The 13,598-nt window shown below is 64.0% G+C and carries 16 protein-coding genes and 1 tRNA gene; 13 read left to right on the top strand and 4 right to left on the bottom strand.

Annotated elements, in window-relative coordinates; all coding sequences use genetic code 11:
- Nucleotides 1-3: 3 nt before the first annotated feature.
- The 4 genes from NKJ04_RS16145 to NKJ04_RS16130 are packed head-to-tail and all read left to right on the top strand — an operon-like array spanning nucleotide 4 to nucleotide 3,370.
- Nucleotides 4-741 (top strand): ABC transporter ATP-binding protein, encoded by a 738-nt coding sequence (locus NKJ04_RS16145; RefSeq protein WP_352611469.1) that lies wholly within the window; start codon nucleotides 4-6, stop codon nucleotides 739-741.
- Entirely contained in the window at nucleotides 738-1,451 is a 714-nt protein-coding gene (locus tag NKJ04_RS16140) for an ABC transporter ATP-binding protein (protein ID WP_352676255.1), read from the top strand. Before NKJ04_RS16145 ends, NKJ04_RS16140 begins: the two co-directional genes overlap by 4 nt.
- Before the next feature lie 12 nt (nucleotides 1,452-1,463).
- Entirely contained in the window at nucleotides 1,464-2,339 is an 876-nt protein-coding gene (locus NKJ04_RS16135; protein ID WP_126067682.1) for a branched-chain amino acid ABC transporter permease, read from the top strand.
- Nucleotides 2,336-3,370, top strand: a complete 1,035-nt coding sequence (locus NKJ04_RS16130) for a branched-chain amino acid ABC transporter permease (protein WP_023809212.1) — start codon at nucleotides 2,336-2,338, stop codon at nucleotides 3,368-3,370. The genes NKJ04_RS16135 and NKJ04_RS16130 overlap by 4 nt, the downstream gene beginning before the upstream one ends.
- A gap of 24 nt (nucleotides 3,371-3,394) precedes the next feature.
- On the opposite strand, the gene NKJ04_RS16125 is transcribed toward NKJ04_RS16130, so the two are convergent.
- The 4 genes from NKJ04_RS16125 to NKJ04_RS16110 form a co-directional block, all read right to left on the bottom strand.
- Nucleotides 3,395-4,711, bottom strand: a complete 1,317-nt coding sequence (locus tag NKJ04_RS16125; RefSeq protein ID WP_352676250.1) for a M20 family metallopeptidase — start codon at nucleotides 4,709-4,711, stop codon at nucleotides 3,395-3,397.
- Between the two features lie 58 nt (nucleotides 4,712-4,769).
- Entirely contained in the window at nucleotides 4,770-5,675 is a 906-nt protein-coding gene (locus NKJ04_RS16120; protein ID WP_352553715.1) for a MurR/RpiR family transcriptional regulator, read from the bottom strand.
- Between the two features lie 170 nt (nucleotides 5,676-5,845).
- Nucleotides 5,846-7,486: a peptidoglycan L,D-endopeptidase MepK gene (locus NKJ04_RS16115; RefSeq protein WP_502897933.1), complete on the bottom strand. Its 1,641-nt coding sequence runs from the start codon at nucleotides 7,484-7,486 to the stop codon at nucleotides 5,846-5,848.
- 322 nt (nucleotides 7,487-7,808) lie between these two features.
- Nucleotides 7,809-7,883, bottom strand: a tRNA-Thr gene (locus NKJ04_RS16110).
- A gap of 161 nt (nucleotides 7,884-8,044) precedes the next feature.
- Between NKJ04_RS16110 and NKJ04_RS16105 the strand changes: the two genes are divergently transcribed.
- The 9 genes from NKJ04_RS16105 (at nucleotide 8,045) to yacG (ending at nucleotide 13,596) form a co-directional block, all read left to right on the top strand.
- Nucleotides 8,045-8,239 carry a hypothetical protein gene (locus NKJ04_RS16105; RefSeq protein ID WP_023809256.1) on the top strand — a complete coding sequence of 65 codons (195 nt, stop codon included), beginning with the start codon at nucleotides 8,045-8,047 and terminating at the stop codon, nucleotides 8,237-8,239.
- A gap of 146 nt (nucleotides 8,240-8,385) precedes the next feature.
- Nucleotides 8,386-9,678 carry a UDP-N-acetylglucosamine 1-carboxyvinyltransferase gene (gene murA / locus NKJ04_RS16100; protein WP_352676245.1) on the top strand — a complete coding sequence of 431 codons (1,293 nt, stop codon included), beginning with the start codon at nucleotides 8,386-8,388 and terminating at the stop codon, nucleotides 9,676-9,678.
- A gap of 91 nt (nucleotides 9,679-9,769) precedes the next feature.
- On the top strand, nucleotides 9,770-10,204 hold the full coding sequence (locus NKJ04_RS16095; RefSeq protein ID WP_352676242.1) for a DUF2948 family protein: 435 nt from the start codon (nucleotides 9,770-9,772) through the stop codon (nucleotides 10,202-10,204).
- A 7-nt stretch (nucleotides 10,205-10,211) separates the two neighbouring features.
- Complete coding sequence (hisD, locus tag NKJ04_RS16090) at nucleotides 10,212-11,504, top strand: histidinol dehydrogenase (protein ID WP_352553752.1); 1,293 nt, start codon at nucleotides 10,212-10,214, stop codon at nucleotides 11,502-11,504.
- A gap of 6 nt (nucleotides 11,505-11,510) precedes the next feature.
- Nucleotides 11,511-11,996, top strand: coding sequence for a UPF0262 family protein (locus tag NKJ04_RS16085; protein ID WP_013530198.1), 486 nt, complete (start codon nucleotides 11,511-11,513; stop codon nucleotides 11,994-11,996).
- Nucleotides 11,984-12,445 (top strand): arsenate-mycothiol transferase ArsC, encoded by a 462-nt coding sequence (locus NKJ04_RS16080; RefSeq protein ID WP_081734750.1) that lies wholly within the window; start codon nucleotides 11,984-11,986, stop codon nucleotides 12,443-12,445. The genes NKJ04_RS16085 and NKJ04_RS16080 overlap by 13 nt, the downstream gene beginning before the upstream one ends.
- Nucleotides 12,446-12,532: 87 nt before the next feature.
- Nucleotides 12,533-12,751 (top strand): translation initiation factor IF-1, encoded by a 219-nt coding sequence (gene infA, locus NKJ04_RS16075; protein ID WP_006200926.1) that lies wholly within the window; start codon nucleotides 12,533-12,535, stop codon nucleotides 12,749-12,751.
- Nucleotides 12,752-12,772: 21 nt separating this feature from the next.
- Nucleotides 12,773-13,402, top strand: a complete 630-nt coding sequence (locus NKJ04_RS16070) for a Maf-like protein (RefSeq protein ID WP_128302679.1) — start codon at nucleotides 12,773-12,775, stop codon at nucleotides 13,400-13,402.
- A complete protein-coding gene (gene yacG, locus NKJ04_RS16065; protein WP_128302680.1) occupies nucleotides 13,399-13,596 on the top strand; it encodes a DNA gyrase inhibitor YacG in 198 nt (65 codons plus the stop codon). The genes NKJ04_RS16070 and yacG overlap by 4 nt, the downstream gene beginning before the upstream one ends.
- Nucleotides 13,597-13,598: the final 2 nt, after the last annotated feature.

Genomic DNA, 13,598 nt, shown 5'->3' with positions numbered 1-13,598 from the left:
GGAATGGCCCTGCTTGAACTGGACGACGTGTCGAAGGCCTTCGGTTCGCTGAAGGCCGTCGACGGTGTGTCGTTCAAGGTCGAGGCCGGCGAGATCTTCGGCATCGCCGGCCCGAACGGCAGCGGCAAGAGCACGCTGTTCAACATCATCACCGGCATACCGTTCGGCCCCGACCGGGGCCAGATCCGCTTTGACGGCATTGCCATAAACGGCAAATCGGGACACGCCATCGCGCGCCTCGGCCTCGCCCGCACGTTTCAGCGCGAGACCAGCTTCGACGGGCTGACCGTGTTCGAGAACGCGCTGATCGGCGCCAGTTATGGCAAGCAGGAAAAGACAGCGGCCACGGCCCGCAATGCCGCCGCCGAGGCGCTGGAGTTCGTCGGCCTGGGATCTCAGTCGTTCGGCCGGCTTGCCGGCGAATTGTCCGTGTTCGAGCGCAAATGCCTGATGCTTGCCACCGCGATTGCCATGCAGCCGCGCATGCTCTTGCTCGACGAGCCGGCATCGAGCCTGACCAAGCCCGAGATCGAGACGTCGATCGGCCTGATCCGCCGCACCGCCGAGCGCGGCATCACCATCCTTCTGATCGAGCACGTGCTGACCTTCCTGATGAGCCTTTCGCAGCATCTGCTGGTGCTCAACAATGGCCGTGTCCTGGCCGCCGGCGATCCGGCAGGCGTAATCGCCGATCCGCGCGTCATCGAAGCCTATCTCGGCACGAGGAGATCGGCGGCGTGAACCCGATTCTCAGCGTCGAAGGCGTCACCGCCGGCTATGGCCGCGTCACCGTGCTGCACGATATCTCGCTGGAGGCCGGCCGTTTCGGCAATGTCGGCCTGTTCGGCCCCAACGGCCATGGCAAGACGACGCTGCTGCGGGCGATCTCCGGGCTGCTGCAGCCGAAGAGCGGCCGCATCCTGTTCGACGGGCAGGACATTGCCGGCCGCAGCGCACGCGCCATCGTCGGCGCCGGCCTGATCCATGTGCCGCAAGGCAACCGGCTGTTTCCCGATCTCTCGATCGCCGACTGCATGGCGCTCGGAGCCTATTCGCCGCGGGCCCGGCCGCATGAGGCGGAGAACCGCGAGAAGGTGATCAAGCTGTTTCCGAAACTGGCGGAACGCTGGCGCCAGCGCGTGCGCACATTGTCGGGCGGCGAGCGCCAGATGGTGTCGATCGGCACCGCGCTGATGAGCCATCCGCGCCTGCTGATCCTCGACGAGCCGACGCTGGGGCTGGCACCCAAGATCAAGGACGAACTCTGCGCCTCCGTCATGGACATTTCGCGCGGCGGCGTGCCGCTGATCGTCGTCGAGCAGGACATCGAATTCCTGCTGGAGCTGACGCAGCAACTCTACCTCGTCAACCATGGCGCCGTGGCGACCGAGATCAAGCCGGGCGAAAGCCTCGACCACGGCGAGATCATGTCGATGTATTTTGGCCATTAGGAAAATCCGAAGATGAGCGCATTGGCGGAAATCCTGTTCGGCGGCCTGTTCCAGGGCTCGCTCTACGCCATGATGGCGGTCGGGCTGGCTCTGGTGTGGACGACGATCGGCGTGTTCAATTTCAGCCATGGCGTATTCATGATGCTGGGCGCCTACATCGCCTGGCAGTTGGTCGAACTCGGCCTGCCGGCGGCGGTCGCCTTTCCGATCGCCGTCGTCGTCATGGCCGGCGTCGGCTGGATCCTGCAGGCGAGCGTCGTGCGGCCGCTGATCGGCCGACCCAACATCGTGCTGGTCGTCGTCATCACCACGCTGGCGGCCGGATCGCTGATCGAGAACGGCGCCTTGACCATCTGGGGACCGCGCTCGAAGCAGATCCCTGCCCTGATCGCCGGCAACACCACCATCGGCGGCGTCGGCGTCTCCCTGCACCAGATCGCCATCATCGTCATCACGCCGCTGATCCTGGCCGCACTTTGGATGTTCCTCAACCGCACGCGGCTCGGGCTGGCGCTGCGCGCCGTGGCGCAAAACGAAGATGCCAGCCATCTTGTCGGGCTGAACGTCACCGCGCTCTATGGGCTGGCCTTCGCCATCGCCGCTTCGCTCGCCGGGCTCGCCGGCATCTTCATGGGCGGCTACCGTTTCATGTCGCCGGTGATGGGCAGCGACCCGCTGCTCAAGGCGCTGATCGTCGTCGTCTTCGGCGGCATATCGAGCATATCGGGCCCGATCTTCGCCGCCTATCTGATCGGCTTCTTCGAGGCCGCCTGCAGCTATTATTTCGGCTTGTACTGGACACCCGCGCTGCTGTTCGGCGTGCTCATCCTGACCCTGATGGTGCGCCCCGAGGGCATCTTCGCCAGCCGCTCCCGAGGCCTAGCATGACCAACACGACATCGCCGATCACCCTTGGCCATGCAGAGGCGGCAACCCCGATCGCTCCCGGCCGCACGCCGTGGGAGCAGGAGGCCATCGGCTTCGTGATCGGCTTCGCCTTGCTGGCATTGCTGCCGCTGATCTTCGGCGACACCTATGCCCGCCACATCCTGATCATGGCCTTCATCTATGCGATCGTCGCCTCGAACTGGGACCTCAGCCTCGGCTATGGCGGCGTCTTCAATTTCGGCCATCTGGCGCTGTTCGGCATCGGCGTCTATGCCTACAGCCTGCTGACCAAGCTGGCCGAATTCGACCCGTGGATCGCGCTGTTTGCCAGCGGTGTCATCGCAACCCTGGCGGCGATCCTGGTGACCATCCCGATCCTGCGGCTGAAGGGCATCTACATCATCCTGGTCACTTTCGGCTTCGCGCAGTTGGTCATGCAGGTGATCATCAGCCAGTCCGCCATCACCGGTGGCACGCAAGGGCTGGTGCGCATTCCCGGACTTTACGTGTTCGACCACAATATGGTCCGTGACGGCAAGTCAGCCTATTTCTACATCGCGCTGGCGCTGCTGGTGGCGAGCACGCTGTTCCTGCGCGTGTTCGTGCGCTCACGCGCCGGGGCCAGTATCGTCGCCTTGCGCGACAATGAGGAATACGCCGTCAGCCGCGGCGTCTCGATCGTCCGCCAGCGCATGCTGACGCTTGCCGCGAGCGCCTTCTTCACCGGCATCGCCGGCGCCTTCTACGCCGCCTACCAGCGCAATGCCTCGATCGACGTCTTCGGCATGAGCCTGGCGACCATCATCCTGTCGATGGTGCTGCTCGGCGGCACCAGCACCATTTACGGCGCCATCATCGCTTCGTTCGTGCTGACGATCTTCGCCGAATGGATGGCCGATTTCGGTGCGTGGCGGCCGATGATCACGGCGGTGCTGATCATCGGCGTGATGCTGGCCTACCCGAGCGGCCTGGTCGGCATGATCAAGGCTTCATGGGGCGCCGTCGCCGGACGCCTGAAACGCCCGGCCTGACCGTTTCGGAATAGCGGCTCCGCCTCAGCGGATGCCGCACCAGTCGATGACCGAAGCAGCGATCACCTTGGCGGTCTCGACCACCGATTCGACCTCGACATATTCGTCGGAACCGTGAAAACCGTCGCCCGACGGGCCGAAGATGACACCGTCGACGCCGGCGCCGGCATAGTGCGCGGCATCGCACACAGCGACGAAGCCGCGCGCCTGCGGCGCCTTGCCGACCATGGCCTTGCGCTTCATCAGCGAGGTCACCAGCGGATGATCGACCGGGGTGTTCATCGGCGGGAAATACAGCCCGCCGAGCTCCCATTGGATCGCAGGCGGGTTGTCGCGCAGCCACGCATCGGTCTGGGCGAAATGGTGGACGAACGTCTCGAAATCGCGGCGGTAGTCGGCCGAGTTCTCATCGGGCAGGAATTTCATGTCGAGATCGAGCACCGCGACGTCGGGAATGATGGCCGGGTTGGTCATGACGGTCGGCAGGCCGTGTTCGCCAAGGCCGGTGCCGCCATGCATGACGCCGATGTTGATGGTGTTCATACCGAGCGGCAGCAATGGATGCGATTTCGCCCGCGTCCGGTCCAGTTCATACTGGCGCACGGCGGCGATGAAGCGAGCGGCGATCTCGATGGCGTTGACGCCCGGCTCGAGCCGGTCCTTGTCGTGGCGCTGCGGATAAATCTCGTTGTAGCGCAGCGCCGAATGGGCGTTGCGGCCGCGGATCGTCACCCGCGCCCATTCGAGCCCGCCTTCGACGGGCAGGACATCGCCCCAGGTCGGCTCGGCGACCAGCACCGCCTTGGCGAGCTTGCCCTTCTTCACCGCGTCCATGGCGCCGAAGCCGCCGGCTTCCTCGTCGACGACCGAGTGGATGGCGAGCCGGCCCTGCAACGTGATGCCCGCCTTGCGGATCGCGCGCGCGGCGGCGATGCAAGCGGCGACGCCGCCCTTCATGTCGACGGCGCCGCGGCCATAGAGGCGGCCATTGGTGATCTCGCCGCCGAACGGATCGACCGACCAGTCCTTCATCGCGCCGACCGGCACGACGTCGATATGGCCGCACAGGATCAGGCTGCGGTCCTCGTCTCCCGCCCATTCGCCGACCAGATTGGGCCGGCCGGGCAAGGCATCCCATTGCTCGGTCTTGAACCCGTCCTGCTTGAGGATCGGTTCGAGCAGCGCCTGGACATCCGCCTCGCGGTTGATCGCCGGGTTGGGCTCGAATTTGGGATTGACCGAAGGGATGCGAACCATGTCGCGGGTCAGGCCGATCAACCAGTCGCGATCGGTCTCGATCTCAGCCTGCACGGCATCGATGATGGTCTGGTTGTCGGACATCGTCGCTTCCTTCTCTGCGTCGCGGCGCTTTGCAATCGCTGCACTGGGCGCAACGACACTATTTTCTTGTGGTTTTGGATTTGGCGGCGTCGTCGGCCGATGACGACAGGGCGGTATCGAGCGTGACCGCATTGGCGCTGCGGATCCTTTCGATGTCCTCGATGCGCTTGCGCACCCCGGCGCCGTGGCCCTCCAGCGCGTGGGCAAACACGGTTTCCATCTGGGCAACGGCCGTCGCCAGCGTGTCGAACGGCGAGTTGGCGTCGATCGCGGCGACCATGGTCAGGTCCGCTATGTCAGATATCGGCGACAGCCAGACATCGGTGAACAGCAGGATGGAGACGCCGCGCTCCTTGGCCTGCTGGGCAAAGCTCACCACGTCCGACTGGTAACGCCGGTAGTCGAACACGACGAGGAGGTCGCGCTTGCCAAGGTCGATCAACAGGTCGAAATCGGCGGGGCTCAACGAACCGATGTCGCGCACGCCGGAGCGGAACTGCAGGAGGTAGCCGGCCAGCATGGAGGCGATATGCCGGCTGAACCGGCCGCCCAGCAGCACGACTTGGCCCTTGCTCTCCAGCAGCATGTTGACGGCGCGCGTGTAGGCCTGCACCGGCACTGCCGTGCGCGTGCGCTCCAGGCTGTCGGAAACCGAATGGAAATAGGCAAGTGCGGTGCCTTCGCTGGAGCCGCCCGGACGCTTGGCCTCCATCATCAAAAGCGGCGAATGCAGCCTGGATTCGACTTCGGTGAGCAGGCGTGCCTGGAAGTCGGCAAAGCCGACATAGCCAAGCTTGGTCATCAGCCGCGTCACGCTCGGGTCGCTGACGCCGGCGCGCCGTGCCAGCCGGGTCGCGGTGCCCAGCCCCGACATCGGATAATCGGCGAGCAGGACCTGGACGATCTTCTCTTCCGCAGAGGTGAACGCCACGGTCGTATTGGCCAGTTCTTCGCGGATCGACATTGTCATCGCCTATCGTCGACGGAAAGACAATTATCTTACAATTTTGCACATGTTTGTCAAATTTGGAACTTCTCTTACAGAGCCAGCGAGAGTTCGGCATGACTTGCAATCCCATGACAGCCAAGCCAGTCGTGCAACACATCCACGTCGGCTCGAACGAGGGCTTGCGTCTATCTGAAGCTGGCGATGGGCAGGAACTTGACCGCTGAACCGGTGAAGCGTCGGTGATCGGAGGTCTGTCCTCGCGGCTGGAATCCATCGAGATAGATGTGCTCCGGCGCTGTGCGGATGAGATTGGCGGCGATGACGGGCGCCGCCGCAGGGCTGGCTCCGCCGGCGATGCCACGACCCGTCTCAATCAGCCGGCCGGACAACGCTGCCGGCACGATGACCGCGGTAGCTTCGGGATCGAGATTTGGCTGGACACGGTCGGCCTTCGGGCTGGTCCTGACGCGATCTTCGGGCTTCGATTGGGCAACCGAGACCCGCTGGCCGGCCAACCCATTGTGGCCGTCATCGGCATGGTTCAAGGCCAGCAAGGCAGCGACCGCATCGCCGGATTTGTCTGCGTCAGGCTGGCGCGTCGGCCTTGTCGGGCTTTCCGGCCGCCATGTCGGCAACGGGATGTTGAGCACCACTAGGTCCGGCGCGCCGCTCGCGGGGCCGGCATCCGACTTGCCCGAGGGAATTTCAGCATCGGTTGCTGCTGGATTGGCCAGCTCGGCCCGCGCCGTGGAAGCGTTGGCTGTTGCAAGTGGCGCGATTTGCGGGGTCGGAATGCTGGCCGTTGACCCGGTGCGCGGGGCGAAAGCTGGCAGCGGCACTGAGCCCGGCGCCATCGCCATGACGATCGCTTCAGGCGTCTTTCCCTCCGCTCCGATCGGCGATTCTTCGGCCCGATCGACGGAAGCCGTCTGGATGTCGGCGCGCTGGGCATCCTGTGGCGGCACGATTGCGATGCCGGCGGGCCTGGGTTCAACGGACTTGGCCGGCTTGCGTGGCGCCGGCACCGCTTCGGCGACATCATCGGTCTCGTCCGCGCCGCGCCCACCCAAAAGCGTCGCCAGCAGGCCGCGCGGCCTGCGTTGGCCGCCGTCGGCACTTGCCAGGTCGATGTTGGGCGTGCCGGCGCCCTTGCGCGATTTGTAGGCGGCAAACGCCTGCCCATAACCGGGCAGCGGTTTGCCGTCGCTCGGCACATGCAGCGTATTGCCGTTCGGGAATACCCTTGCGAGTTCCTGACGGCTGATGCCAGGCCAATGCCGCACATTGCCGACATCCATATGTATGAAAGGCGAACCGGAGGTCGGGTAATAGCCTACGCCGCCGCCCTGCATCTTGAGGCCGATGTCGCGCAGCTTCTTCAGCGGCACATCCGGCAGGAAGAAGTCCATTGCGCGGCCAACCATGTGTTGGCTTTCCCGAGCCACGCCCTTCGAGCGGCTGCGCAGCATGGCGTTCGTCGCTGGCGACCGATAGGCGCTGACCACGTGGATATAGGCTGTCGAGCCGCTGGCGCGATAGGCCTGCCAGACAAGATCGAGCAGGCGCGGATCCATCTTCGTCGGTTCGTTGCGACGCCAGTCGCGCAGCATCAAATTGATCTTCTTCAATCCCGCCGGATCATAGCGCCCATTGCGCTTGAACACGATTTCAGCCTTCTCGCCCGTATGGAGATGTTGAATCTTCAAAGCACGCGTCTCCGCGAACGCGCCGGTAACGAACAGACATAAGAACGCTGCCATGATGGCCGGCAGTGTCCAAAGACGGGAAGCACCGGGGGCGTTTTGCACGTTTTCGCTCACGTTCATGCCTTGCACGTTCTTTTGTTTCGGGCGGTTTTAGGTTCCGCCCAGATCAGGAGCCTTTCGGCCCTCTTCCTGACAAGCATGGACTTGACCGACGCAGACGGGCATCCATGCCACAATACGTCATGTCGATGAACAGCATCTTGGTTAACGAATCGTGTCTTGCCGGGAATGCGCTTCGGTTGGAGTTGCCTGTGGCAGCCATTTTCTGGAGCAATGCACCGCTGATGAGGTCCGCCAGCACGACGGCCGCGCCGTTCCCGTGTAGCCGCCTCGCCCTTGCAAATGCAGAGGACGAATGTACGGCAACAAGGATGTTGGAAACTGGTGCTGCGAGAGAGGATTGAACTCTCGACCTCTCCCTTACCAAGGGAGTGCTCTACCACTGAGCTACCGCAGCCGCTGATGGCGGGGCTTCTGCCATATCGAACCGGCAAGCGCAAGGCCAAGCGCAACGCTTCTGTGAAAGCCTTTGCCGGATAGCTTTTAATGACATGGGGGCGCCACAATGTTGGCTATCCCTGAATGGCGGGCTGGCTGCTCACGGGCCAGAGCGGGACAATGGATGACAAGGCAATTCCAGTGAAAAAGGATGGTCCACCGAATAACAGCGCAACAATCCGCAAGGATCGGCTGGCAGAGCAATTGCGCGCCAATCTGCAGAAGCGCAAGGCGCAGTCACGCTCGCGGCGCACCGGAGATGCAGATCAACGGCCGGACGGGCTCGCTGCATCGAAGGAAATACAAAAAGATTAACTCAAATCGGCCACTCTTGGCCCGGGGTGGGCGAAATCCCATTTCTTGAACCAGCGTAATTCTTGAACCAGATCGGCCAATGGTCTAGACGGGCCGCTACTCAAACGATTGAACCGGCCCTGTTTGGCCGAGAGGGACTTTCTTCCATGGATCGCATCAGAATTGTCGGGGGCAACCAGCTCTCCGGAAGCATTCCGATCTCGGGCGCGAAAAACGCGGCGTTGCCTTTGATGATCGCCTCGCTTTTGACCGACGACACGCTGACGCTGGAAAACGTGCCGCATCTGGCCGATGTCGAGCAACTGATCCGCATCCTGGGCAACCACGGCGTCGATTATTCGGTCAATGGCCGCCGCGAGAAGCAGAATGAGGGCTATTCGCGCACCATCAACTTCTCCGCCCGCAACATCGTCGACACCACAGCGCCCTACGAGCTGGTGTCGAAGATGCGCGCCTCGTTCTGGGTGATCGGCCCGCTGCTGGCCCGCATGGGCGAAGCCAAAGTGTCGCTGCCGGGCGGTTGCGCCATCGGTACGCGGCCGGTCGATCTGTTCCTCGAAGGCCTGCAGGCGCTGGGCGCCGATATCGATGTCGACACCGGCTATGTCATCGCCAAGACAAAGAATGGCCGCCTTGTCGGCAACCGCTACATCTTCCCGAAGGTCTCGGTCGGCGCCACCCATGTGCTGATGATGGCCGCGGCGCTCGCCAAAGGCGAGACGGTGCTGGAAAACGCGGCTTGCGAGCCTGAAATCGTCAACCTCGCCGAGTGCCTCAATGCCATGGGCGCGAAGATTTCCGGCGCCGGCACCCCGACAATCACCATCGACGGTGTCGAATCATTGTCGGGCGCGCGCGTGCGCGTCATTCCCGATCGCATCGAGACCGGCACCTATGCCATGGCCGTCGCCATGACCGGCGGCGACGTCGTGCTCGAAGGTGCGCGTCCGGATCTGCTGCAGACCGCGCTGGACGTGATCGCGCAGACGGGTGCGGAGATCACGCCGACCAATTCCGGCATCCGGGTGAGGCGCAACGGCGCCGGCATTTCGCCGGTCGACGTGACGACGGCGCCGTTCCCGGCCTTCCCGACCGATTTGCAGGCGCAGTTCATGGGCCTGATGACGATGGCCAAGGGCAAGTCGCGGATCACCGAGACGATCTTCGAGAACCGCTTCATGCATGTGCAGGAACTGGCGCGGCTCGGCGCTCACATCACCCTTTCGGGCCAGACGGCGATCGTCGACGGCGTGCCGAAACTGAAGGGCGCGCCGGTCATGGCGACCGATCTTCGCGCCTCTGTCTCGCTGGTCATCGCCGGCCTGGCGGCGGAAGGCGAGACCACGGTCAACCGCGTTTACCACCTCGACCGCGGCTTCGAGCGGCTGGAAGAAAAGCTGTCCAACTGCGGCGCGGTGATCGAGCGGATTTCCGCATAGGCCAATCGCTAGGCCTCGCGGTGCGGTTGCGCGGACGGGAAAGACCGCCTAACAGAAGGTTCAGTTATCAACCTTCAGGTGCGAAATCCGCATGACTGCCCTTAAGCTTATCGCGCTCGACGATCAGGATCTGAGCATCGTTTCGGCCCATGTCCAGGACGCCGTGATGAAGGTCTCAGACCTCGAATTCCTGCCCAGAGCCAAGCGTTTCCTGCTGACCATGAACCGTTTCGTCTGGGAGGCCAAATCCGGCCTGTTTCGCCAGCACAATGAGCGGCGGCAGGCGGTGCTGCATTTCGACCGGGTGCTTGGCGCCAAGACCAACGGCATCGCCCGCGACAAGCCCAATGAGGTCCTGTCGCTGCTGGCGATCAGCTTCATCGAGATCAGCAAGCCGGCCGGCATCGTCGAGCTGATCTTTGCCGGCGGCGGCACGATCATGCTCGACGTCGAGTGCATCGAGGCGCGCCTTGCCGATATTGGCGGGGCGTGGGAAGCCACCTCGCGCCCCATCCACAAGGCCTGAGCGTCCGATGGCCATCACGCTTCGTCAGTCCGACGCCGATTTCGAGCAGCGTTTCGCCGCCTTCCTGTTGACCAAGCGGGAAGTGTCCGCCGACGTTGATGCCGCGGTGCGCGCCATCATCGCGCGCGTGCGCGCCGAGGGCGACGCGGCGCTAATCGACTATTCACGGGAATTCGATCGCGCCGATCTGGCTGGACTGGGCATCGCCGTTTCGAAGGACGACATCGCCCAGGCCTACACGGCCGCCGATCCAAAGACGATCGAGGCGCTGGAATTCGCGCGCGACCGCATCCGCTCGCATCATGAGCGGCAGCGACCAAAGGATGACCGCTATACGGATGCCGCCGGCGTCGAGCTCGGCTGGCGCTGGACGGCGGTCGAGGCGGTCGGGCTCTATGTGCCGGGCGGCACGGCGAGCTATCCAAGCTCGGTGCTGATGAACGCCGTGCCGGCCAAGGTGGCCGGCGTCGAGCGCATCGTCATGGTCGTACCGGCGCCGGGCGGCATCATCAATCCGCTGGTGCTGGTGGCGGCCGACATATCAGGCGTGTCGGAAATCTACCGAGTCGGCGGCGCGCAGGCGATCGCCGCCCTTGCCTACGGCACCCGGACTATAAAGCCGGTCGCCAAGATCGTCGGCCCGGGCAATGCCTATGTCGCGGCGGCCAAGCGCCAGGTATTCGGCACCGTCGGCATCGACATGATCGCCGGTCCCTCGGAAGTGCTCGTCGTGGCCGACGGCAGCAATGATCCGGACTGGATCGCTGCCGACCTGCTCGCCCAGGCCGAGCACGACACATCGGCGCAGTCGATCCTGGTCACCGACGATCCGGCCTTCGGCATCGCTGTCGAACAAGCGGTCGAGCGCCAGTTGCAGAGCCTGCCGCGGGCCGAAACGGCTGCGGCGAGCTGGCGCGATTTTGGCGCCGTGATCCTGGTTCCAACCATTGAATCCGCGCTGCCGCTGGTCGACCGCATCGCCGCCGAACATGTCGAACTGGCCATCGACGATGCCGAGGGTTTCCTGGCGCGGATGCGCAATGCCGGTGCCGTCTTTCTCGGCCGCCACACGCCGGAAGCCATCGGCGACTATGTCGGTGGTTCCAATCATGTGCTGCCGACGGCCAGATCGGCGCGTTTCTCGTCGGGCCTTTCCGTGCTCGATTTCGTCAAGCGCACGTCGATCCTCAAGCTTGGACCGGAGCAGTTGCGTATCTTGGCGCCGGCGGCGATTGCGCTCGCCAAGGCGGAAGGCCTTGAGGCGCATGGACGCTCCGTCGCCATACGGTTGAACATGTAGGCGGCGATGTCTGGCCCCGATCAAACCCGCGCCAGGCTGATCGATGTCGAACTCGATGAATCGATCGGCCGGTCGACACCCGATGTCGAGCATGAACGCGCGGTGGCGATCTTCGACCTGATCGAGGAGAACAGTTTTCAGCCCGTCAATGACAGCGGCGACGGCCCTTACCGGCTGAAACTGTCGCTGGCCGAGCAGCGCCTGGTGTTTGCCGTGGCGCGCGAGGATGGCACCGCCGTCGTCACTCATATCCTGTCGCTGACGCCGCTCAGGCGCATCGTCAAGGATTACTATATGATCTGCGAAAGCTACTACGACGCCATCCGTTCCTCGACGCCGAGCCACATCGAGGCGATCGACATGGGCCGCCGCGGCCTGCACAATGAAGGTTCGCAGACGCTGATGGACCGGCTATCCGGCAAGATCGACATAGACTTCGATACGGCGCGCCGGCTGTTCACGCTGGTCTGCGTACTGCACTGGCGGGGCTAGCCCTGGCACCCGGCGCCCTGCCCCGTTCGATCCTGTTCCTGTGCGGCATGAATGCCGTGCGCTCGCCAATGGCAGAGCAGCTGGCGCGCCGCATGCTGCCCGCCGCCATCTTTGTCGCTTCGGCCGGCGTTCGCGCCGGCGAGCGCGATCCGTTCGTCGATGCGGTGCTTGCCGAGGAAGGCCTGTCGTTGGGCGAGCGTCACCCACGGACCATGGACGATCTCGAGGACGATTATTTCGACCTCATCGTCACGCTGGCGCCGGAAGCGCACCACGCCGCACTTGAACTCACCCGCTCGCTCGCTGTCGAGGTCGAATACTGGCCGACGCCGGACCCGACCGACGCCGCCGGCACGCGCGAACAGATCATGGCGGCCTACCGGGACGTGCGCGAGCGCCTGAAAGCGCGGATCGGGCGTCGATTCACACCTCCGGAGGCCGCCGATTAAGCGTGTTCACAAGCGGACGATTATCATATAGGTTCCGCCGAAATTCCGGCCAGGGCGCTGGAACTACCATCCAAGCAAAGGTATCGAATGCCGAAGGAAGAAGTCCTCGAGTTTCCGGGTGTCGTGACGGAATTGTTGCCGAACGCGATGTTCCGGGTAAAGCTCGAAAACGAACACGAAATCATCGCCCATACGGCCGGCCGCATGCGCAAGAACCGCATCCGCGTGCTGACCGGCGACAAGGTTCTGGTCGAGATGACGCCATACGACCTGACCAAGGGCCGCATCACCTATCGTTTCAAGTAAGCAAAGCCCGACTGGTCCGCGATGAGCATTTTGCAGAAGCTGGTGCTTGCCTCGGGTTCGCCGCGCCGAATCGAGCTCTTGCAGCAGGCCGGCATCGAGCCGGACCGCGTGCTGCCGGCCGATGTCGACGAAACGCCGCTGCGTGCAGAGCATCCGCGCTCGCTGGCCAAGCGGCTGTCGAAGGAAAAGGCCGAGAAGGCGTTCGCGTCGCTGAAAACCGAAGCCGACTACGCGCCGGGCTTCGTGCTGGCCGCGGATACGGTCGTCGCCGTCGGGCGGCGCATCCTGCCCAAGGCAGAAACCCTCGACGACGCCGCCAACTGCCTCGGGCTGTTGTCGGGCCGTTCGCACCGGGTCTATTCCGGCATCTGCCTGATCACCCCGGGCGGCAAGCTGCGTCAGCGGCTGGTCGAGACGCGGGTGCGCTTCAAGCGGCTGCCGCGCGAGGAGATCGACGCCTATGTCGCGTCGGGCGAATGGCGCGGCAAAGCGGGTGGTTACGCCGTCCAGGGCCTCGCTGGTGCCTTCGTCGTCAAGCTGGTCGGTTCCTACACCAATATCGTCGGGCTGCCGCTCTATGAGACCGTGGCGCTATTGAGCGGCGAGGGCTTCAAGGTGCATGGCGGCTGGCTGGCGGGACCCCGGCTGTGAATTCCGACTCCAAGGTCACACCCTTGCGCCCGAAGCGCCCCTGCCCCGAATGCGGCAAGCCCTCGGCGCGCGACACCTTTCCGTTCTGCTCGACGCGCTGCAAGGACATCGACCTCAACCGCTGGCTGAAGGGCGCCTATGTCATCAAGGCCCGCGACGACGAGGAAGAAACGGACCCCGACGATCCGAAATAGGT

It is taken from the genome of Mesorhizobium sp. M0618, from assembly GCF_040320765.1.
GTDB lineage: Bacteria > Pseudomonadota > Alphaproteobacteria > Rhizobiales > Rhizobiaceae > Mesorhizobium.
This window is presented reverse-complemented; position numbering and strand designations above follow the sequence as displayed.

What these genes read in the sequence shown, in the direction of transcription:
- NKJ04_RS16135 (WP_126067682.1), top strand. Translation starts at nt 1,464, where the DNA reads ATGAGCGCATTGGCGGAAATCCTGTTCGGCGGCCTGTTCCAGGGCTCG.
- hisD (WP_352553752.1), top strand. Translation starts at nt 10,212, where the DNA reads ATGGCCATCACGCTTCGTCAGTCCGACGCCGATTTCGAGCAGCGTTTC.
- NKJ04_RS16070 (WP_128302679.1), top strand. Translation starts at nt 12,773, where the DNA reads ATGAGCATTTTGCAGAAGCTGGTGCTTGCCTCGGGTTCGCCGCGCCGA.
- infA (WP_006200926.1), top strand. Translation starts at nt 12,533, where the DNA reads ATGCCGAAGGAAGAAGTCCTCGAGTTTCCGGGTGTCGTGACGGAATTG.
- NKJ04_RS16095 (WP_352676242.1), top strand. Translation starts at nt 9,770, where the DNA reads ATGACTGCCCTTAAGCTTATCGCGCTCGACGATCAGGATCTGAGCATC.
- NKJ04_RS16130 (WP_023809212.1), top strand. Translation starts at nt 2,336, where the DNA reads ATGACCAACACGACATCGCCGATCACCCTTGGCCATGCAGAGGCGGCA.
- NKJ04_RS16125 (WP_352676250.1), bottom strand. Translation starts at nt 4,711, where the DNA reads ATGTCCGACAACCAGACCATCATCGATGCCGTGCAGGCTGAGATCGAG.
- NKJ04_RS16105 (WP_023809256.1), top strand. Translation starts at nt 8,045, where the DNA reads ATGGATGACAAGGCAATTCCAGTGAAAAAGGATGGTCCACCGAATAAC.
- NKJ04_RS16115 (WP_502897933.1), bottom strand. Translation starts at nt 7,486, where the DNA reads ATGAACGTGAGCGAAAACGTGCAAAACGCCCCCGGTGCTTCCCGTCTT.
- NKJ04_RS16145 (WP_352611469.1), top strand. Translation starts at nt 4, where the DNA reads ATGGCCCTGCTTGAACTGGACGACGTGTCGAAGGCCTTCGGTTCGCTG.
- murA (WP_352676245.1), top strand. Translation starts at nt 8,386, where the DNA reads ATGGATCGCATCAGAATTGTCGGGGGCAACCAGCTCTCCGGAAGCATT.
- NKJ04_RS16085 (WP_013530198.1), top strand. Translation starts at nt 11,511, where the DNA reads ATGTCTGGCCCCGATCAAACCCGCGCCAGGCTGATCGATGTCGAACTC.
- NKJ04_RS16120 (WP_352553715.1), bottom strand. Translation starts at nt 5,675, where the DNA reads ATGTCGATCCGCGAAGAACTGGCCAATACGACCGTGGCGTTCACCTCT.